The following is a 17,918-nucleotide window of genomic DNA, read 5'->3' as shown; positions in this document are numbered from 1 at the left end:
GCGACGAGCCTCAGCCCTCGCCCTGCGCTTCCATCAGGGCACGCAGCAGCTTTTCCTCGGACATGTCGTCCGGCTCCGGCTGGTCGGCTTCCGCCCCCATCATCAGCGCCATCGTGTCCTCTTCGGGCTCGTCCACCTCGATCTGGGTCTGGTGGGATTCGATGAGCCGCTCGCGCAGATCCCCAGCCGATTGCGTCTCGTCCGCGATTTCGCGCAGCGCCACGACAGGATTCTTGTCGTTGTCGCGATCCACCGTGAGCGGGGCGCCAGCGGCGATCTCGCGCGCCCGGTGAGCAGCGAGCATCACCAGCTCGAATCGGTTCGGGACCTTGTCGACGCAGTCTTCTGTGGTTACGCGGGCCATGCGACCTCCGGCAGTTCTCGGGCATTTCGATCAGAAGCCCGGTATTTAAGGCGTCGGGCCGGGATTTACAAGCACCGATTCGGCAGCGCCACGACCTCGGCGCGCGCCGCTTCGGGCAGCGCCGCGAGCATCTCGCGTACTGTTTGCCCGAGGATCGGATGACGCCAGTCAGGGGCCACATCCGCCAGCGGCACCAGCACGAAAGCCCGCTCCTGCATCCGCGGATGTGGAAGGATGAGCCGGTCGGGGGCCTGCCCCTGCGCTTCCAGAGGTCCAAGCGCGCGCCAGCGCCCGTGCGTTCCGGCATCCGGAAGGACTCGCGCACCGATGGCCAGCAGATCGAGGTCGAGCGTGCGCGCGCCCCAGCGCGCCGCACGGTCGCGTCCGAATTCCGCCTCGACCGCGTGCAGTTGCGCGAGCACGGCCTCGGGCGTGCCTGCGATGCGTAGCGCGGCGGCGGCATTAACGAAATCCGGTCCCGACCCCGGCGGAAAGGCCGGCGTGCGGTAGAACGCGCTCACCGCGGCCTGCGTTCCTGCCATGATCTCCAGGCGTTTCACTGCGGCATCAAGCGTTGCTGCCGGCCCGCCCTCGCGGTCCCCATCGCGCAACGGCAAGTTTGCGCCCAGCGCGATCAAGCACAGTTGATCCGACGTCATCACAAACCTATCCTTTTGTGACGTGCCACTCACTTGAAGCCAGCAAGGTCACCGATTAACTCTTCCGCTACATCCGGCTTGCCGCACCACTCACACACTCACTCATCCACAGGCAATCCGGATCGATTTGAAAGGATATTCCACGATGTTTTACAAGGATGATCGTCTGGCCTTGTTCATCGACGGCTCGAATCTCTACGCCGCCGGCAAGGCTCTCGGGTTCGACATCGACTACAAGCTGCTGCGCAACGAATTCATGCGCAGGGGTAAGCTTCTGCGCGCATTCTACTACACCGCGCTTCTCGACAATGACGAGTATTCGCCGATTCGCCCCCTCGTCGATTGGCTACACTACAATGGCTATTCGATGGTGACCAAGCCAGCGAAGGAATACACCGACAGCCAGGGCCGTCGCAAGGTCAAGGGCAACATGGATATCGAGCTCGCCGTCGACGCGATGGAGCTTGCGCCGCGCGTCGATCACATCGTGCTGTTCTCGGGCGACGGAGATTTCCGACCGCTGGTTGAGAGCCTGCAACGCCAGGGTGTGCGTGTCTCGGTGGTATCGACCATCCGAAGCCAGCCGCCGATGATCTCGGACGACCTGCGCCGCCAGGCCGACAATTTCATCGAACTCGACGACCTCAAGGAGGTGATCGGACGGCCCCCGCGCGAACCTCGCGATCCGTCCGAGCGCGAAGCCGCCTACGCCACCGCCCAAGAGTGACGACCAGGGCAGGCGCGTGTTACTCGCGCGCCTCCTCGCCACTCTCCTCGGGCACCGACGGCTCCCCGCGCCCCACTGACAGGCCCAGGAGCCGCCAGTCCACGCCCTGCTGCGCGAACAGCATGTCAAACAGCACCGCCTCGGGGCGCATCGGGATGCGCCCACGCAGGCGCAATGCGCCGTCCTCGACGATCTCGGGCGGCACGGCCATTTGCGGCGCGTAGAGCACCACCCGCCCAAGCGGCAGGTCGCGGGTGCGCGCGAACACGCCGGCCAGTCGCGCGGCGTCATTGGCGGCGCGGAACCCGGGTGCAGAAAGATCGCGCAGCACCGTGTAATTGCCGGTCCGGTTGGCGTGATCGAGCGCGATCAGCGTCGTCCAAACCAGCCGTGCCACCTCTCCCTTGGACGGTGGCGCGGTCTGGGCGGTCGCGGGCGCGGCAAGCACGGCGCTCAACAACGCCGCGCGCGCCACCACCCGCAGCCAAGTCACCATTTGAACGTCACGCCGATCCGGCCGCCAACACGGTTCTCGCGAAAGCCGACGCCAATGCCACCGTCAAACTGCGCATTGGGCGAGATCCGCACCGCGCCCGTCGCTGCGAAGGCGCTGCCGCCCGCATAGGTGCCAAAGCCTCCAGACAGGGCGAAGTTCTCCGCCCCGGCAAGCGAGGGCGACTGCATGGCCAGCGCCAGCGCCACCCCGTCGCGGTTCTCGCGGACATTGTCGTTGAGGCCGCGGATCGCCGCAGCGGTCGCGCCACCGTCGGTGGCGAGGTTGCCTTGCGCGTCCGATGTCACGAGTTCCACCGCCCCGGTTTGTGCCGCACGGCTGGCCGCCGAGGTGATGCCAGGTGTCGTGTAAGTATTGGTGGCGCCGCCGATGACCACCTGGTTGGCTGCCGTGGTCTGTGCCCCCGCACCCAGCGCCATCGCGTTGGCATGGGTCGCCTGCGCGCCCTGCCCAAGCGCCGTGCTATCCTCTCCAGAGGCGGTGCTGAACTGGCCGGTCGCCGTGCTGCCGTCCCCCGAAGCAAGGCTCGCCTGCCCGGTCGCGGTGCCGAAATCGCCCGAGGCGGTGCTGAACTCACCCGTGGCCGTGCTCTGCAGGCCAGAGGCGACGCTGTCCACGCCAGAAGCCAGACTGGCCTGCCCCGAGGCAACGCTGCCGGTTCCCATCGCGGTGCTGAAATCGCCCGAGGCTTCGCTGCCCGTGCCCGTTGCCGTGCTGGACAGGCCCGAGGCCGTGCTGAACTGGCCGGTCGCCGTGCTGCCGTCCCCCGAAGCAAGGCTCGCCTGCCCGGTCGCGGTGCTGAAATCGCCCGACGCGGTGCTGAACTGACCCGTCGCCGTGCTCTGCAGGCCCGAGGCGCTGCTGAACTCACCCGCCGCCGTACTCTGCAGGCCCGAGGCGATACTGGACCCGCCAAGCGCCGTGGCGCCATCGCCCGAGGCTTCGCTTTCATGTCCAAGCGCCGTGCTGTTGTTGCCCGAGGCGGTGCTCACCCCGCCGATCGCGGTACTGAAATCCCCCGAGGCGAGGCTCTCCACGCCGAACGCGGACCCTTCCAGGCCCGAAGCCTCGCTCAACGCGCCTGCCGCCGTGCTGCCGTCTCCCGAGGCGAGGCTGTTGTCGCCAAGCGCGACGCTGTCGATGCCGGTTGCTGTCGCACCAGCGCCCAGCGTCTGCGCGGTGGCGGCTGCGGCCCCGAGGCCGATGAACAATGCGGTAAGGGGGACAAGACCGACACGAGATGACTGCGACATGATATTTTACGACTCCATAAGATTACTTTTTTGGCAATAAGAACGCCAAGGCGCGAATATATATGTCTTTATGAGCACCGAATCTTTCCAGATCAACCCGCATTTGGCTTCGCCGGGCGTTCAACTTTCAAGTGCAGCGCTGACACCCGTCTTCGGCTTGGGAACCGCCGCGATCCGACCTAGGGTGCCCGGCATGATGACACGCGCCTCCGCATGATCCCCGACGCCGCGATGCTCGGACAGTTTGCCGGTCTCTTCGCCGCCGCCTTCGGCGCGGCGACGATCCTGCCGTTCCAGTCCGAAGTGGTATTCGTCGCGCTGCAGGTGGCGGGCAGCGCGCCGGTGGCGTGGCTGGTGGCTGTGGCAAGCCTCGGCAACACGCTGGGCGCGGTGGTCAACTACGTGCTGGGGCGCGGGATCGAGCGGTTCCGCACTCGGCGCTGGTTTCCTGTCAACGCGGCGCAACTGGCGCGCGCGCAGCGCTGGTATGCGCGCTGGGGCGTGTGGACCCTGCTGATGAGCTGGGCGCCTCTGGGCGACGGCTTTACCGTGATCGCGGGGGTGATGCGCACGCCGGTCTGGGTGTTTCTCGTGCTGGTGACCATCGCCAAGACGGCTCGTTACATCGTGCTGGCCTGGCTCACGGTGCAGGCGGGCGGATGACGCGAAAGCAACGGCGCTATCCCCCGGCCTCGACGTTGATCCGGTCGTGTATCGCGATGACGCGGTCGGGCCAGGTAGACTTTATATACGCCAACACTTCGCGCATCTCCGCCTCGGTCAGCGCCCCGGCGTAACCCGGCATCCGGCTCTGGTAGCCCTGCCCCACCACCGCCGCCGTCCCGCGCCGCACGATGTCGAGCAGGACAGCGTCGGGGTGGTGCCAGGTGTGGCCGGTCTCGTCATGCGGCGGTGCAGGCAGGTAGCCCTCGGCGTCGCGGGTTTTCCAATTCGGCTCGCCCTGCAGGTCGCGCCCGTGGCAGGTGGCGCAAGTGGCCTCGTAGAGCCGCTCGCCACGCGCCACCGCATCGGCATCGCGGTATGGCAACACCCCCTCCGCCTGCGCCGCGCCAGCCATCGCGCCGAGGGCCAGCCCCACGCGCAGGGCCACCATCCGTTGTCTCACTCTCATCGGGAGCCTTTCTCTTCGCTGCGGTTTTCGCCGCTATCGGCCTCTCCCCCGCTGGAAGGTCAAGCCCGATCGCAGCGCTCGTTCCGCCACCGCCGCCCTTTACGCGCGCTGCGTGCTGGCTTATCTCCGGGCCATGCAGGACACCGACATGCCCAAGCCCCCGCTCACCCTCTGGCTCGCCGCCCCCCGCGGCTTTTGCGCCGGTGTGGACCGCGCGATCAAGATCGTGGAAATGGCTCTCGAGAAGTACGGCGCGCCGGTCTATGTGCGCCACGAGATCGTGCACAACAAGTACGTGGTCGATGACCTGCGATCCAAGGGTGCGGTCTTCGTCGAAGAACTTGACGACTGCCCCGTTGACCGCCCGGTGATCTTCTCCGCCCACGGCGTGCCCAAATCCGTCCCCGCCGAGGCCGCCGCGCGCCAGATGCTCTATGTCGATGCCACCTGCCCGCTTGTGTCCAAAGTCCATATCGAGGCCGAGCGCCACCATGAGAACGGCCTCCAGATCGTGATGATCGGCCACGCGGGCCACCCCGAAACGGTGGGCACGATGGGGCAATTGCCACCGGGCGAGGTGCTGCTGGTTGAGACCCCCGCCGACGTGGCCACGCTCGCAGTGCGCGACGAGGCCAAGCTCGCCTTCGTGACGCAGACCACCCTGTCGGTCGATGACACGGCGGAAATCGTCGCCGCCCTTCAGGCGCGCTTTCCGTCCATCATCGGCCCCCACAAGGAAGACATCTGCTACGCCACCACCAACCGGCAGGAGGCGGTCAAGGCGATGGCTCGCGAAGCCGAGGCGATGCTGGTCGTGGGGGCGCCCAACTCATCGAATTCCAGGCGTCTGGTCGAGGTCGGCGCGCGCGCGGGCTGCTCCTACGCACAGCTTGTCCAGCGCGCGACCGATATCGACTGGCGGGCGCTTGAGGGCATCACCTCGGTCGGCGTCACCGCCGGCGCCTCGGCCCCCGAAGTGCTGGTGAACGAGGTGATCGACGCCTTCCGCGCCCGCTATGACGTGACCGTTCAGGTGGTCGAGACCGCACAGGAAAACGTCGAGTTCAAGGTGCCACGGGTGCTGCGCGAGACGGCGTGAAGTTGGTGGCGGGTGCGACGTGTCGGGTAACGCCCAAGGATCAGCTCGGGCATGACAGCGCGTTGCGGCCGTGAGCACAATGGCCTTGAGCGGACGTTCAGGTCTTGGCGCCCATGCGCGGAATCGAGGCGCGTTTACGCGCCGCCGCGCAGCGCCCGACCGCCCCGTCGCACCGGAGGTGCGCCGATATTGGCGGCATGCCTCTGGCGTGACGGGCGGGCGCTCCTCGACGGTGCAAGTAACGGTAATTCCAGAAGTATCTTGCACCATAAATCGCGCTGCATAACCGATTTTGCGCCCACCCGGTGGTCGGACGCTGCGCGACTCATCACCAGACGGTTCGATGTCCCCTCCAGGCCAGATCCTGACCGTGGCGACTGGCAGAAACATCCCGCTTGACAAACAACACACCCCCCATCCGCCCTTGCCAACCCCGCCCCACCGCGCCAATTTGCGCGCCATGTTCCAGAGCATCCCGCGCGCCCCGCTGATCCTCGGCCTTGCCGGCCTCATCCCCTTCCTCTGGGGGGCGCTGACCGTGCTGCTGCCCGATCTCGGCCTGTGGACGGTGCGGGCCATCGGCCCGCGCTTCGCCGGGCCTTATGTCATGCTGTTCTACGGCGCGGTGATCCTGTCGTTCATGTCAGGCGTGCTCTGGGGCTTTGCCAGCAAGGCCACCGGCACCCTCGCCGCCACCGGCTATGCCCTCTCGGTGATCCCCGCGCTCTGGGCGTTCTTCATGACCGGCGGCGGGCCGGTCTCGGCGGGGATGAACCTGATCTTCGGCTTTGCCGGGCTCTTGGCTCTCGATTGGCAATTCGCCCGCTGGGGCCTTGCGCCCGACTGGTGGATACCGCTACGCCTCCTGCTCAGCGCCGTGGCGATCGCTTGCCTCGCCATCGGCACCTTTCTCTGAGGCCCACGACATGACCGATCTCACGCTCTATTCCATGCCCTCCTCGGGCAATAGCTACAAGGTGCGGCTCCTGCTGGCGCTCGAGGGGCGCCGCTACCGGCATGTCCCCATCGAGACCAACACCCCCGAACTGGCCGAGGCCAAGGCAGCGGGGCACCTGCCGCTGGGCAAGCTGCCCACATTGCATCTGCCCGACGGCACGATCCTGACGGAATCGAACGCGATCCTGTGGTACCTTGGCCACGGCACCGGCTGGGTGCCCGAGGGCGCGCTGGCGCAGGCACAGATGCTCGCCTGGATGTTCTTCGAGCAGAACCGGCACGAGCCGGTCGTTGCCGTGCGCGCCTCGCTCGCCACCTATCAGCACCTGGCGCAGGAGGCCACGCCCGAGCGCATGGCCGCCCTGCTCGACGAAGGCCACGCCATCCTCGGGCTGATGGAGGACGCGCTCGACGGGCGGGACTGGTTCTGCGGCCCCTCCCCTACCCTCGCCGATATCGCGCTCTACGCCTATACCCACACGGCGGGCACGCGCGGCGGCTTCGACATGGGTCGGTTCCTGCGCCTCACCGCATGGTGCGCGCGCGTGGCGGCGCTGCCGGGCTACGAGGGGCTGATGGATGGCTGATCTATTCGCCTATACCGACGGGGCCTGTTCGGGCAATCCCGGCCCTGGCGGCTGGGGTGTGCTGATGCGCGCAGTAGAGGGCGACACGATCGTCAAGGAACGCGAGCTTTCGGGCGGTGAGGCCGAGACCACCAACAACCGGATGGAGCTTCTGGCCGCGATCCACGCGCTCGAGACACTCTCGAAGCCCTCGGCCATCACCATCGTCACCGACAGCGGCTATGTTAAGAACGGCGTGACCGGCTGGATTCACGGCTGGAAGAAGAACGGCTGGAAAACCGCCGCGAAAAAGCCAGTAAAGAACGTGGAGTTGTGGCAGCGCCTGGAAGAGGCGCAGAAACGCCACACCGTGACCTGGGAATGGGTCAAGGGCCACGCAGGCCACCCGGAGAACGAGCGCGCCGACGAACTGGCGCGCGCCGGAATGGCGCCGTTCAAGCCGGGCAAGAGTGAGACATGAGCTACCTCGCGCTCCTCGATTATGCCGCTGTGCTGATTTTCGCACTCACCGGAGCGTTCGTCGCCTCGCGCCAGCAGCTCGACATCGTGGGCTTTGCCTTCCTCGCCTGCCTGACGGCGGTGGGCGGCGGCACGCTGCGCGACGTGCTGCTCGACCGCAACCCGGTGTTCTGGATGGGCAACCCGAACTACATCCTTATTGCCTGCGCCGCCGCGCTGTTGGTGTTCTTTACCGCGCACCTGGTCGAAAGCCGCTACCGCTGGCTCCTGTGGCTCGACAGCTTCGCCCTCGCCGTGGCCGTGCCCGCGGGCGTCAGCGCGGCGATGGCGATGAGTCAGACGCAGGTGATCGTGGTGCTGATGGGCATGGTCACCGGCTGCATGGGCGGGCTCATGCGCGACGTGGTGGTGGGCGAGGTGCCGCTGGTCCTGAAACAGGGCGAGCTCTACGTCTCGGCGGCCTTCGCGGGCGCGCTCGGGGCTGTGATCGCGCGCCTCTTTACCAATGACCCGCTGGTGGTCCTCGGTATCTGCGCGGCGCTCACATGGGCCTTGCGCGCGGGCTCGCTCGCCTTCGGCTGGCGGCTGCCGGTCTACCACGCCCGCCCGCCGCTCAACTGAGGTTCACCGGCGCTCCAGATACATCCGGTAAAGCCAGATCAGCAGCACCGCCCCCAGCACCGCGCCGATCAGCCCACCAAGAAGCCCCGTCACCGTCAGGATCACCCGGATCAGCACCCCGCCGATCAGCGCCCCGGCGATGCCCAGCAGCACGGTGGGCACCACGCCCGCCTGCATCCCCATCAGCCGGGTGGCGAGAAAGCCCGCCGCGGCACCGATGATGATGAGATAGACCACGCTCATGGCTCACCTCCGCCTGCGCCAATGGGTCGGCACGATGACGAGCGCGCCAACCGACGAGAGAATCGCATCTATCCCGGGCGCGCCAAAACGGATACCGAACATGATGCGGATGAAATAGAACAGGAACGCGCCACCCACGCAGATGATGATCGACGGGATGTACCCGTTGCGCGTGAACCCGCTCCGCTCGCTGGCGTAGCCCACGATGCCTGCGATCACCACCGTGCCGAAGAGTTGCAGGAACATCGCGTCACTCCAGTCGCATCCCAGGGGCAAGCGCCATGCCCCGCAGGAACTCGCCCGCATCCTGCGCCGCGCGCCCGGCGCGTTGCAAGCGCAAAAGCCGCACCGCACCGCGCCCGCAGGCCACCGTCGCGGCATCGTCCAGCACCTCGCCCGGCGCGCCCTGTCCCTCGGCAAGGCACGACCCCAGAAGCTTCACGCGCTCATCACCGGCCATGCACCACGCGCCGGGAAACGGCGACAGGCCCCGGATCAGCCGATCCACCTCCTCAGCCGGGCGACTCCAGTCCACCCGCGCCTCGGCCTTGTCGATCTTGGCGGCATAGGTGATCCCGTCCTCCGGTTGCGGTTCGGGCTCCAGACCGTCCAGCCGCCCCAGCGCCTCGACGATGAGCCTTGCCCCCAGGGCCGAGAGCCGGTCATGCAAGCCGCCCGCCGTCTCCTGCGACCCGATCGCCAGCCGCTCGCGCATCAGCACAGGTCCGGTATCGAGCCCTGCCTCCATCCGCATGATGCAAACGCCGGTCTCGGCATCGCCCGCCATGATCGCGCGCTGGATGGGCGCCGCCCCGCGCCAACGCGGCAGCAGCGAGGCATGGATGTTGAGACAACCAAAGTGCGGCGCATCGAGCACCGCTTGCGGCAGGATGAGGCCGTAAGCCACCACCACCGCCACATCCGCCCCGAGCGCGGCAAACTCCGCCTGCTCATTCGCGCCCTTCAGGCTTGCAGGATGGCGCACCGGCAGCCCCAGCGCATCGGCCCGCGCCTGCACCGGGCTTGGCCGGGCCTTCTTGCCCCGTCCCGCCGGGCGCGGCGGCTGGCAATAAACCGCGGCCACCTCGTGCCCCGCCGCCACCAGCGCATCCAGAACCGGCACCGAGAAACCCGGCGTTCCCATGAAGATCACGCGCATGCCGCCCCCTTCATCTTGCCAAAAATATCCAAATCAAGAGCGTTCCATGCATACCGGCCTCAGGTCAGTTTCCGCGCCCGCCTCAACAGTATATCCCGCTTCACGCGACCCAGCCGGTCGAAATACATCCGCCCCTGCAAATGGTCGATCTGGTGTTGCACGGATGTTGCCCATAGCCCCACGAAATCGCGCTCCTCCATCGCACCATCGGCATTCAGGAACCGCACCGTCACCGCGCGCGGCCGCTCGATCGTCGCCGCGACGCCGGGCAGGCAGGGGCTGGCTTCCTCGTGGGGGCGCAACTCCACGCTCGCGTGCAGGATCTCGGGGTTGGCCATGCGCACCGCCTGCCCCCGTTTCGTGCTCGCATCCACCACCGCCAGCGCGCGCATCTCGCCCAGTTGCACCGCCGCCAGCCCGACACCCGGCATCGCCTCCATGACCGCGATCATCTCGTCCCAGAGCGCTTGCACCCCGTCGTCGATCTCCGCCACCGGGTCCGCGGCCATACGCAGCCGCCGGTCAGGCCAGCGCAGGACCGCCCGCGCGCTCACGCGCGCGCCTTCTCTCGCTTGAGCTTGACCATCCGGCGGGTGATCATCTGCCGCCGCATGGCTCCAAGATAGTCAATGAACAGCTTGCCGTTGAGGTGGTCGATCTCGTGCTGCACGCACGTCGCCCACAACCCGCCGAAGCCTTCTCGATGCTCGGCCCCGTCCGGATCAATCCAGCGCACCTCCACCTCGGCGGGGCGCGTCACGTCGGCATACTGATCGGGGATCGACAGGCAGCCTTCCTCGTAGGTGTTCATCTCCTCGGAGGACGCCAGAACCTCGGGGTTGATCATCACCAGCGGTCGCGGGGCCTCGCCCTCTTCCTTGACGCAATCGAGTACGATCAATCGCGACAGCACCCCCACCTGTGGCGCGGCGAGCCCGATGCCCGGCGCGTCGTACATGGTCTCGAGCATGTCATCGGCGAGCTTGCGCAGATCGTCGGTAATTTCCGAGACGGGCGCACAGACCTTCTTGAGCCGCGGGTCGGGATGGATGAGGATGGGCCGTTTCATGGCGCTGATTTAGGGGATCGGCGCGCGTTCCGCAACGCCCTTGCAGCCGCCGCGCATTCGGCTAGCCTGCGCCTCGGCAACGAGCAGGAGACAGGCATGGATTTCGACGAGATCATCGACCGGCGCGGTACCCATTCCGACAAGTGGGACATGATGCAGGCCAAGTACGGCATCTCGCCGCAGGACGGCATCGCCATGTGGGTGGCCGACATGGATTTCCGCCCGCCCGACTGCGTGACCGAGGCGCTCAACGGCATGGCCCGGCACGGCATCTACGGCTATTACGGCGATGATCGGGGCTATCGCGCCTCCATCCGCTGGTGGATGAAAGAGCGCCACGGCTGGCAGGTCGAGCCGGAATGGATATTCACCACCCACGGCCTCGTCAACGGCACCGCGATGTGCGTCGATACCTTCACCGAGCCGGGCGACGCGGTGGTGCTCTTCACCCCCGTCTACCATGCCTTCGCCCGCGTGATCCGCGCGGCCGGACGCGAGGTGCGGGAATGCCCGCTCGTGGATAATAACGGCCGCTACGAGATGGATTTCGCGGCTTACGACCCCCTGATGACCGGCAACGAGCGCATGGTCATCCTGTGCTCGCCGCACAATCCCGGCGGTCGCGTCTGGACGCGCGCCGAGTTGCAGGGCGTGGCCGAATTCGCCCGTCGTCATGACCTCATTCTCGTCTCCGACGAGATTCACCACGACCTGCTCATGCCCGGTCAGCGTCATATCCCGATGGCCCATATCGACGGCGTCGCCAGCCGGCTGGTGATGATGACGGCGACCACCAAGACCTTCAACATCGCCGGGGCCCATCTCGGCAACGTGATCATTGCCGACGAGGGGTTGCGCGCGCGCTTCGCCAAGAGGATGGCGGCGATGGGGATATCGCCCAATTCCTTCGGCCTGTTCATGGCCGAAGCCGCCTATTCACCGGAGGGCGCGGAATGGGTCGATGCGCTCTGCGCCTATCTCGACGGCAACCGCACGCTCTTCGACGCGGGCGTCAACGCCATTCCGGGCCTCAAATCCATGCCGCTCGAGTCCACCTACCTCGCCTGGGTGAATTTCTCCGGCACGGGCATGGACCCCGCCGAGTTCACCCGCCGGGTGAAACGCGAGGCGCGCATCTGCGTCAACCACGGCCCCAGCTTCGGCACCGGCGGCGAGGGCTTCCTGCGATTCAACATCGCCACGCCGCGCGCGCGGGTGGCCGAGGCGGTGGAGCGGCTGCAGGCGGCTTTCGCGGATTTGCAATAGGGCAAGCGCCGCGTCATCCGCGCGTCACGCGACCCGCCCTCTCGCGGAACGCCGCCACGATCTCGCGCGGGTCGCGGTCGGCCTCGATGGCCAGCCGCCGCAGCCCGAAATGCACATGCGCCATGTCCTGGTAATAGCGTGTATAGGCGTAATTCGTGGCCGCCCCCGCCGCCGCTCCCAACAGCGGCACGCTCTGCGCCGCGAGCTTCTGGCCCAGCACCGCCGCCAGCCTCGGTGCCACCCGCGCGATGAGCGCCCGCAGCGCCGCCCCGGTCAGCGTTACACGCGCCCCGATGAAGCCCAGATCGCTGCCGTCGTCATCGCTGAGCGGCCCGGCGGTGCCGAACACCTCGACCGAGGCGAAGCGCACCCCCGGCTCGGCCGGATCAAACCCGTGCGCGGCGGCCTCGTCCTGGATCGCGCGCAACAGCACCGTCACCGTCACCGGTAGTTCGGCGAGCGCCGTGGGCAGACCTCCCATGCCCCCCGCCGCGCCCATCGCCGTAGTCAGCAGCCGCGTGCGTCCCTGCGACATGTCGGGCACCGAGTCGCGCGTGCCATGCGCCGCCTCTGCCGCACCCAGCAACGCGCGTTCCGTCACCGTACCCAGCCGCGCCCGCGCCTCGGCCGGCAGCCGGTCGAGCAGCCCCTCGGCCTGCGCGCCGATGAGGTTGAGCACGTCCATCGCGCCACTGCCTGCACGCGCGTGCCGCGCCACCAGCGCGTCGAGCCGCGCTTCGACCGCCGGTTCTTCGATGGGCCGTCCAAGGATTTCCATGCCGTCCGCCTCCCAACTCCAGCCAAAGAGATGACGGCGGCCGCGCCGGAATTCAAGCTGCGGGCGCCACCGCGCCCGCCACCCCGTCCCACGCACCGGGAGTAAGCGCCAGCCCCAGCACCCGCGCCGGGTTCGTCGGTGGTGGCATCTCGACCTTGTCGAGCCGGGCAAAGCCGAAACGCCCGTAATAGGGCGCGTCGCCCACCAGCATCACCCGCGCCCAGCCAAGCGTGCGCGCGCGCTCGACGCTCTCGCGGATGAGCCAGCCGCCCAACCCCTCGCCCTGATGGGTGGGATGCACCGCCACGGGGCCCAATAGCAGGGCGCGCGCCTCCCCCACCCGCACCGGCCAGTAGCGGATCGCACCCGCGATGATCCCGTCCTCGCGCGCCACGAGGCACAGATCAGCCACCGGCGCCACGCCCTCGCGCAGCCGGTAGGAGGACAGCGCCTCGCGCCCCGGCGCGAAGCACAGGTCATAGAGCGCCTCGACCTCCCACAGATCCTGCGGCCCCTCGGGCCCAAGCTCGACCATGACGCACCGCACCTTTGCGAGAATTGACTGGCACGCCGCGTAGCACGGCGTTACCGCTTGCACAAACCGGATCACCCCCGAAGGAGACTGCATGTTCTACCGCCCCGAGGACGGCCACGGCCTGCCGCACAACCCGTTCAACGCCATCGTCACGCCGCGCCCCATCGGCTGGATCTCCACCCGAGACGCCGAGGGCCGCGACAATCTCGCGCCCTATTCCTTCTTCAACGCGGTGGCCTATGTGCCGCCGCAGGTGATGTTCGCCTCCACCTCGGTCAAGCCCGACCGCGACGGCACAAAGGACAGCGTCGCCAATATCCGGGAAACGGGCGTGTTCTGTGTCAACGTGGTGAGCGAGGCGCTGACCGACGCGATGAACCGCACCTCGGGGCCGTGGGGCCGCGAGGTAGACGAGTTCGCCGATGCCGCGCTGGAAAAGGCAGAGTGCAAGACGGTGGATTGCGCCCGTGTCGCCGCCAGCCCCGCCGCACTCGAATGCCGCCTCACGCAGATCGTCCAGCTTCCCGGCGAGGCGAACTTCGTCGTTTTCGGCGAGGTGACCGGCGTGCACATGGACGATGCCTGCCTCAACGATGGCCGTTTCGACGTCACCCGCTACAACCCGCTCTCGCGGCTGGGCTACATGGATTACGCGGTTGTGCGCGACACGTTCAGCCTCCAGCGGCCAGAATAGGGCGGGCGGGTCTGGCCTGGAGTGGACGTTGATCATCCGACGATGAGCCGCGCAGCGCCCGACCACCGGGTGGGCGCAGTTCGGTTTGTGCTCTGCGATTTATAGCGCAAGATACTTCAATGATCACCGCTACTTGCGACGTCGAGGAGCGCCCGCCCGAGGGGCGGTCGGGCGCTGCGCGGCGGTGCTTTCAGCACCTTGAATTCGCGCATTGGCACCAAGACCCGAACGACCGCTCAAGGCCACAAACGGCCCCGACATCCCTCACCCCGCCGAGATTGCCGCCCCCAGCCGCGCCGCCCGGCGGCTCTGCGCATCGCGCCCCAGCGTTCGGCACAGGATCAGCACGGGGATGAGGCCGAAGGCCACCAGCACCAGCGACGGCACCGCCGCCTCCGACAGCCGCTCGTCCGAGGCCAACCGGTGCGCCTGTACCGCCAAGGTCTGGAAGTTGAACGGATGCAGGATCAGCGTCGCGGGCAATTCCTTCATCACGTCCACGAACACGATCAGAAGCGCCGTCAGCACAGAGGTCCGCGCCACCGGCAAGTGCACCCGCCGCAGAAGCCCCGGCCCCGGCTGCCCCAGCGACCGCCCGATCGCGTCTAGATTGTAGGGGACCGTGGCCATGCCGCTGTCATAGGCGTTGAGCGCGGCAGCCATGAACCGCACCACGTAGGCCATCACCATCAGCCAGATCGACCCGGTGATCAAAAGCCCGGTGCGGATGCCGAAATATTCGCGCATCACCGCGTCGAGCGCGTTGTCGAATGCCGCCATCGGCACCATCAACCCCACCGCGATCACGCCCCCGGGCACCGCGTATCCCAGCCCCGCGCCCACCACCAGCGCGCGCGAAGCCCGCCCCGGCCGTGTCCGCGCGCGGAACCCCACGAGCACCGCGCCCAGCACCGTCAGCACCGAGGCCACCGAGGCCAGAACCAGCGAGTTGGACATGAAGCCGAGATAGCGCGACGAAAATAGGTCCTGCCCGGACCCCACCGCCATCACCCCCAGCATCACCACCGGCAGCACGAAGCCCAGCAGCACCGGCAGGAAGCAGAAGGCGAACGCGCCCGCCGCCGCCGCGCCGCGCAGGTGCGGGCGCTCCATCGTCTCGAACCGCCCGCCGCGCCCGGCGGTGCGCGCCCGGCCCCGGCTCGCCCGTTCCAGCCCCGCCAGCAGCAGCGCGAAGGCCAGCAGGCAGAGCGCAAGCTGCGCCGCCGCCGCCCGGTCGCCAAGGCTGAACCACGCCTGGTAGATGCCGGTGGCAAAGGTCTGCACGTTGAAGAACGCCACCGTACCGAAATCGGCGATGGTCTCCATGATCGCCAGTAGAACGCCGCCCGCGATGGCCGGTCGCGCCATCGGCAGCGCCACCCGCCAGAACGCCTGCGCCGGCGACCGCCCGAGCGTCCGCGCCACCAGGAATGCATTGGCCGATTGCTGCCGGAACGAGGCGCGCGCCAACAGGTAGACATACGGGTAGAGAACGATGGTCAGCATTGCCGCCGCACCGCCAAGCGAGCGCACCTCGGGAAACCAGTACTCGCGCGGGCCCCATCCCGTCACCGCACGCAGCGCCGTCTGCACCGGGCCGGGATGATCGAGCATATGGGTATAGGCATACGCCATCACGTATGCCGGAAACGCCAGCGGCAGCGCCAGCGTCACCTCCAGGAGGCGCACGCCCGGAAAGCGGTAGACCGTTACCAACCATGCCGACCCCGCGCCGATGATGGCCGTGCCCACCGCCACGAACGCCACCAGATTGAGCGTGTTGGCCGTGTAGCGCGGCAGCACCGACGACAGCACGTTCCGCCATGTGTCGAGATCGCCCGTGAACGCCGCGAGCGCCGCCGCGACGATGGGCGCGAGGCACAGGATCACCACGATCCAGGCGAGGCGGTGCAGGAAGGTCTCGCTCATCTCGGGGGACGGGCTCCGGGGCTAATCCGACGAATTCGATCAGTATTCGCCCCGCCCCGCGCGGTCAAGCCGCGCCGCCCTCAGCCGTTCACCGGCAATGCGGTGGTCGAGAACACCGTGCGCAGCGCGAAGCTCGACTGCATCTTGGCCACGCCGGGCAGCCGGGCGAGGTATTGACGGTGAATGCGGGCGAAATCCTCGGTATCCTCGGCCACCACCTTGAGCACGTAATCCGCCGCCCCTGCGGTCAGGTGGCATTCCAGCACGTCGGGCACCCGCGCAACCGCCTTCTCAAAGGCGTCGAGCACATCGTCAGCCTGCGTGGTGAGCGTGATCTCGACGAAGATGACCGCCGGCACCCCCATCCTGCGCGCGTCGAGCAGGGCGACATAACCGGTAATATACCCTTCCGCCTCCAGCCGCTGCACCCGCCGGTGACAGGCCGAGGCCGACAGGCTCACCGCCTCGGCGAGATCGGCGTTCGAGATGCGTCCGCGTTTCTGAAGCACGCGCAAGAGCCGCCTGTCCGTGTTATCCAGCGCCATCTCGCAAGACCCTCCCCCGAAACACCGTTATCACCGAAGTATATTCACAAGATCGTCCGTCAGGCGAGTGAAATTTCAACCGCCTTGCAAGCCATCCGCGCCACAATGAATCAGAAACCCAAGGAGGAGACCCAAATGAAGATCGGCTGCCCCACCGAGATCAAGCCCCAGGAATTCCGCGTCGGCATTACCCCCATCGCCGCGCAGGAGGCCGTGGGCCGCGGCCACGAGGTGATCGTGCAATCCGGCGCAGGCGCTGGCGCAGGCTTCGACGATGCCGCCTACGAGGCGGTGGGCGCGCACATCATCGCCACCGCCGAGGAAGTGTTCGCCGAGGCCGACATGATCGTAAAGGTCAAGGAACCGCAGGCGGTAGAGCGCAAGATGCTGCGCGAGGGGCAGCTTCTCTTCACATACCTGCATCTCGCCCCCGACGAGGCGCAGACTCGCGACCTGCTCGCCTCGGGCTGCACGGCGATCGCCTACGAGACGGTGACGGATCGCTCGGGCGGCCTGCCGCTGCTCGCACCGATGTCCGAGGTGGCAGGCCGCCTCGCGCCGCAGATGGGCGCGTGGACCCTGCAAAAGGCCAATGGCGGGCGCGGCGTTCTGATGGGCGGCGTGCCCGGCGTGGGCCCCGCGCGCGTGATCGTGATCGGCGGCGGCGTGGTCGGCACGCACGCGGCCCGCATCGCGGCGGGCATGGGCGCGGACGTCACCGTGCTCGACCGCTCGCTGCCGCGGCTGCGCTACCTCGACGACGTATTCGGCGACATGTTCAAGACTGGCTATTCCTCCGCCGGGCTGCTGGACGAGTTGCTGCCGCAGGCCGACATGGTGATCGGCGCAGTGCTCATCCCCGGGGCCGCCGCGCCCAAGCTGGTGCGCCGCGACCAATTCCCGATGATGAAGCCCGGCGCGGCGCTCGTCGACGTGGCTATCGACCAGGGCGGCTGTTTCGAGACCTCGCGCGCCACCACCCATGCCGACCCGATCTACGAGGTGGACGGGATTATGCATTACTGTGTGGCCAACATGCCCGGCGCGGTGGCCCGCACCTCGACGCTGGCGCTGGGCAATGCCACCATGCCGTTCATGCTGGCGCTTGCTGACAAGGGATGGAAGCGCGCCTGCGCCGACGACCCGCACCTGCTCGCCGGACTCAACGTCCACGCGGGTCAGCTGACCTACGCCGCCGTGGGCGAGGCGCTGGGCATCGAAACCGTCCCCCCGGAAGCACTGCTCTGAACCGCCGCCTCCGGCCCGCCCGCGCGGGCCGGGGTCGTTTTCAGGATACTCGCGTCGCAATTTGAACTGGACCGCGCCCG

The 17,918-nt window shown here is 67.7% G+C and carries 24 protein-coding genes; 10 read left to right on the top strand and 14 right to left on the bottom strand.

Annotated elements, in window-relative coordinates:
* Positions 1-10 precede the first annotated feature (10 nt).
* Positions 11-364, bottom strand: a complete 354-nt coding sequence (rpoZ, locus tag AC13D8_RS06850; RefSeq protein WP_129434094.1) for a DNA-directed RNA polymerase subunit omega — start codon at positions 362-364, stop codon at positions 11-13.
* Between the two features lie 65 nt (positions 365-429).
* Complete coding sequence (gene folK, locus AC13D8_RS06845; protein WP_482968225.1) at positions 430-1,023, bottom strand: 2-amino-4-hydroxy-6-hydroxymethyldihydropteridine diphosphokinase; 594 nt, start codon at positions 1,021-1,023, stop codon at positions 430-432.
* Positions 1,024-1,168: 145 nt separating this feature from the next.
* Between folK and AC13D8_RS06840 the strand changes: the two genes are divergently transcribed.
* Positions 1,169-1,750 (top strand): LabA-like NYN domain-containing protein, encoded by a 582-nt coding sequence (locus tag AC13D8_RS06840; protein WP_104018477.1) that lies wholly within the window; start codon positions 1,169-1,171, stop codon positions 1,748-1,750.
* Between the two features lie 19 nt (positions 1,751-1,769).
* Here AC13D8_RS06840 and AC13D8_RS06835 read toward each other — a convergent pair whose 3' ends face one another.
* Complete coding sequence (locus AC13D8_RS06835) at positions 1,770-2,246, bottom strand: hypothetical protein (protein ID WP_482968224.1); 477 nt, start codon at positions 2,244-2,246, stop codon at positions 1,770-1,772.
* The gene (locus AC13D8_RS06830) at positions 2,240-3,517 is read right to left on the bottom strand and encodes a YadA-like family protein (protein WP_482968223.1); all 1,278 of its coding nucleotides are present in this window, start codon (positions 3,515-3,517) and stop codon (positions 2,240-2,242) included. Before AC13D8_RS06830 ends, AC13D8_RS06835 begins: the two co-directional genes overlap by 7 nt.
* Before the next feature lie 213 nt (positions 3,518-3,730).
* On the opposite strand from AC13D8_RS06830, the gene AC13D8_RS06825 reads away from it, so the two are divergent.
* A complete protein-coding gene (locus AC13D8_RS06825) occupies positions 3,731-4,180 on the top strand; it encodes a YqaA family protein (protein WP_129435239.1) in 450 nt (149 codons plus the stop codon).
* 16 nt (positions 4,181-4,196) lie between these two features.
* On the opposite strand, the gene AC13D8_RS06820 is transcribed toward AC13D8_RS06825, so the two are convergent.
* On the bottom strand, positions 4,197-4,595 hold the full coding sequence (locus AC13D8_RS06820; RefSeq protein WP_482968267.1) for a c-type cytochrome: 399 nt from the start codon (positions 4,593-4,595) through the stop codon (positions 4,197-4,199).
* A 202-nt stretch (positions 4,596-4,797) separates the two neighbouring features.
* Between AC13D8_RS06820 and ispH the strand changes: the two genes are divergently transcribed.
* The 5 genes from ispH (at position 4,798) to AC13D8_RS06795 (ending at position 8,372) form a co-directional block, all read left to right on the top strand.
* Positions 4,798-5,748 carry a 4-hydroxy-3-methylbut-2-enyl diphosphate reductase gene (gene ispH / locus AC13D8_RS06815; protein ID WP_482968266.1) on the top strand — a complete coding sequence of 317 codons (951 nt, stop codon included), beginning with the start codon at positions 4,798-4,800 and terminating at the stop codon, positions 5,746-5,748.
* 460 nt (positions 5,749-6,208) lie between these two features.
* On the top strand, positions 6,209-6,664 hold the full coding sequence (locus AC13D8_RS06810; RefSeq protein ID WP_482968222.1) for a DUF3429 domain-containing protein: 456 nt from the start codon (positions 6,209-6,211) through the stop codon (positions 6,662-6,664).
* A 10-nt stretch (positions 6,665-6,674) separates the two neighbouring features.
* Entirely contained in the window at positions 6,675-7,292 is a 618-nt protein-coding gene (locus AC13D8_RS06805) for a glutathione S-transferase family protein (RefSeq protein WP_482968221.1), read from the top strand.
* Complete coding sequence (rnhA, locus tag AC13D8_RS06800) at positions 7,285-7,752, top strand: ribonuclease HI (RefSeq protein ID WP_482968220.1); 468 nt, start codon at positions 7,285-7,287, stop codon at positions 7,750-7,752. The genes AC13D8_RS06805 and rnhA overlap by 8 nt, the downstream gene beginning before the upstream one ends.
* A complete protein-coding gene (locus AC13D8_RS06795; protein WP_482968219.1) occupies positions 7,749-8,372 on the top strand; it encodes a trimeric intracellular cation channel family protein in 624 nt (207 codons plus the stop codon). Before rnhA ends, AC13D8_RS06795 begins: the two co-directional genes overlap by 4 nt.
* Before the next feature lie 3 nt (positions 8,373-8,375).
* Here AC13D8_RS06795 and AC13D8_RS06790 read toward each other — a convergent pair whose 3' ends face one another.
* The 5 genes from AC13D8_RS06790 to def (AC13D8_RS06770) are packed head-to-tail and all read right to left on the bottom strand — an operon-like array spanning position 8,376 to position 10,843.
* Positions 8,376-8,615: a GlsB/YeaQ/YmgE family stress response membrane protein gene (locus AC13D8_RS06790; RefSeq protein ID WP_104018468.1), complete on the bottom strand. Its 240-nt coding sequence runs from the start codon at positions 8,613-8,615 to the stop codon at positions 8,376-8,378.
* 3 nt (positions 8,616-8,618) lie between these two features.
* Positions 8,619-8,861, bottom strand: a complete 243-nt coding sequence (locus AC13D8_RS06785; protein WP_104018467.1) for a hypothetical protein — start codon at positions 8,859-8,861, stop codon at positions 8,619-8,621.
* 4 nt (positions 8,862-8,865) lie between these two features.
* Positions 8,866-9,774 carry a methionyl-tRNA formyltransferase gene (gene fmt / locus AC13D8_RS06780; RefSeq protein WP_482968218.1) on the bottom strand — a complete coding sequence of 303 codons (909 nt, stop codon included), beginning with the start codon at positions 9,772-9,774 and terminating at the stop codon, positions 8,866-8,868.
* Positions 9,775-9,833: 59 nt separating this feature from the next.
* Positions 9,834-10,328 carry a peptide deformylase gene (gene def / locus AC13D8_RS06775; RefSeq protein WP_482968217.1) on the bottom strand — a complete coding sequence of 165 codons (495 nt, stop codon included), beginning with the start codon at positions 10,326-10,328 and terminating at the stop codon, positions 9,834-9,836.
* Positions 10,325-10,843, bottom strand: a complete 519-nt coding sequence (gene def, locus AC13D8_RS06770; RefSeq protein ID WP_482968216.1) for a peptide deformylase — start codon at positions 10,841-10,843, stop codon at positions 10,325-10,327. The genes def (AC13D8_RS06775) and def (AC13D8_RS06770) overlap by 4 nt, the downstream gene beginning before the upstream one ends.
* Before the next feature lie 96 nt (positions 10,844-10,939).
* Between def (AC13D8_RS06770) and AC13D8_RS06765 the strand changes: the two genes are divergently transcribed.
* Positions 10,940-12,109 (top strand): MalY/PatB family protein, encoded by a 1,170-nt coding sequence (locus tag AC13D8_RS06765; RefSeq protein WP_482968265.1) that lies wholly within the window; start codon positions 10,940-10,942, stop codon positions 12,107-12,109.
* Positions 12,110-12,122: 13 nt separating this feature from the next.
* On the opposite strand, the gene AC13D8_RS06760 is transcribed toward AC13D8_RS06765, so the two are convergent.
* Together AC13D8_RS06760 and AC13D8_RS06755 are read right to left on the bottom strand one after the other, a co-directional pair.
* On the bottom strand, positions 12,123-12,887 hold the full coding sequence (locus AC13D8_RS06760) for an EcsC family protein (RefSeq protein ID WP_482968215.1): 765 nt from the start codon (positions 12,885-12,887) through the stop codon (positions 12,123-12,125).
* Positions 12,888-12,939: 52 nt separating this feature from the next.
* Positions 12,940-13,422, bottom strand: coding sequence for a GNAT family N-acetyltransferase (locus tag AC13D8_RS06755; protein WP_129435259.1), 483 nt, complete (start codon positions 13,420-13,422; stop codon positions 12,940-12,942).
* Between the two features lie 91 nt (positions 13,423-13,513).
* Here AC13D8_RS06755 and AC13D8_RS06750 point away from each other — a divergent pair, with 91 nt between their 5' ends.
* Positions 13,514-14,116, top strand: a complete 603-nt coding sequence (locus AC13D8_RS06750; RefSeq protein ID WP_482968214.1) for a flavin reductase family protein — start codon at positions 13,514-13,516, stop codon at positions 14,114-14,116.
* 264 nt (positions 14,117-14,380) lie between these two features.
* Here the strand turns inward: AC13D8_RS06750 and AC13D8_RS06745 are convergent, their stop codons facing one another.
* Both AC13D8_RS06745 and AC13D8_RS06740 read right to left on the bottom strand, forming a co-directional pair.
* Positions 14,381-16,045: an ABC transporter permease gene (locus AC13D8_RS06745; protein ID WP_482968213.1), complete on the bottom strand. Its 1,665-nt coding sequence runs from the start codon at positions 16,043-16,045 to the stop codon at positions 14,381-14,383.
* An 80-nt stretch (positions 16,046-16,125) separates the two neighbouring features.
* On the bottom strand, positions 16,126-16,590 hold the full coding sequence (locus AC13D8_RS06740) for an Lrp/AsnC family transcriptional regulator (protein ID WP_482968212.1): 465 nt from the start codon (positions 16,588-16,590) through the stop codon (positions 16,126-16,128).
* Between the two features lie 135 nt (positions 16,591-16,725).
* On the opposite strand from AC13D8_RS06740, the gene ald reads away from it, so the two are divergent.
* A complete protein-coding gene (gene ald / locus AC13D8_RS06735) occupies positions 16,726-17,838 on the top strand; it encodes an alanine dehydrogenase (protein WP_482968264.1) in 1,113 nt (370 codons plus the stop codon).
* Positions 17,839-17,918 lie beyond the last annotated feature (80 nt).

Source organism: Roseovarius sp. B-10, assembly GCF_056859295.1.
Note: the sequence above shows the minus strand (reverse complement) of the source record. Positions and strands in the feature narration are given on the sequence as shown.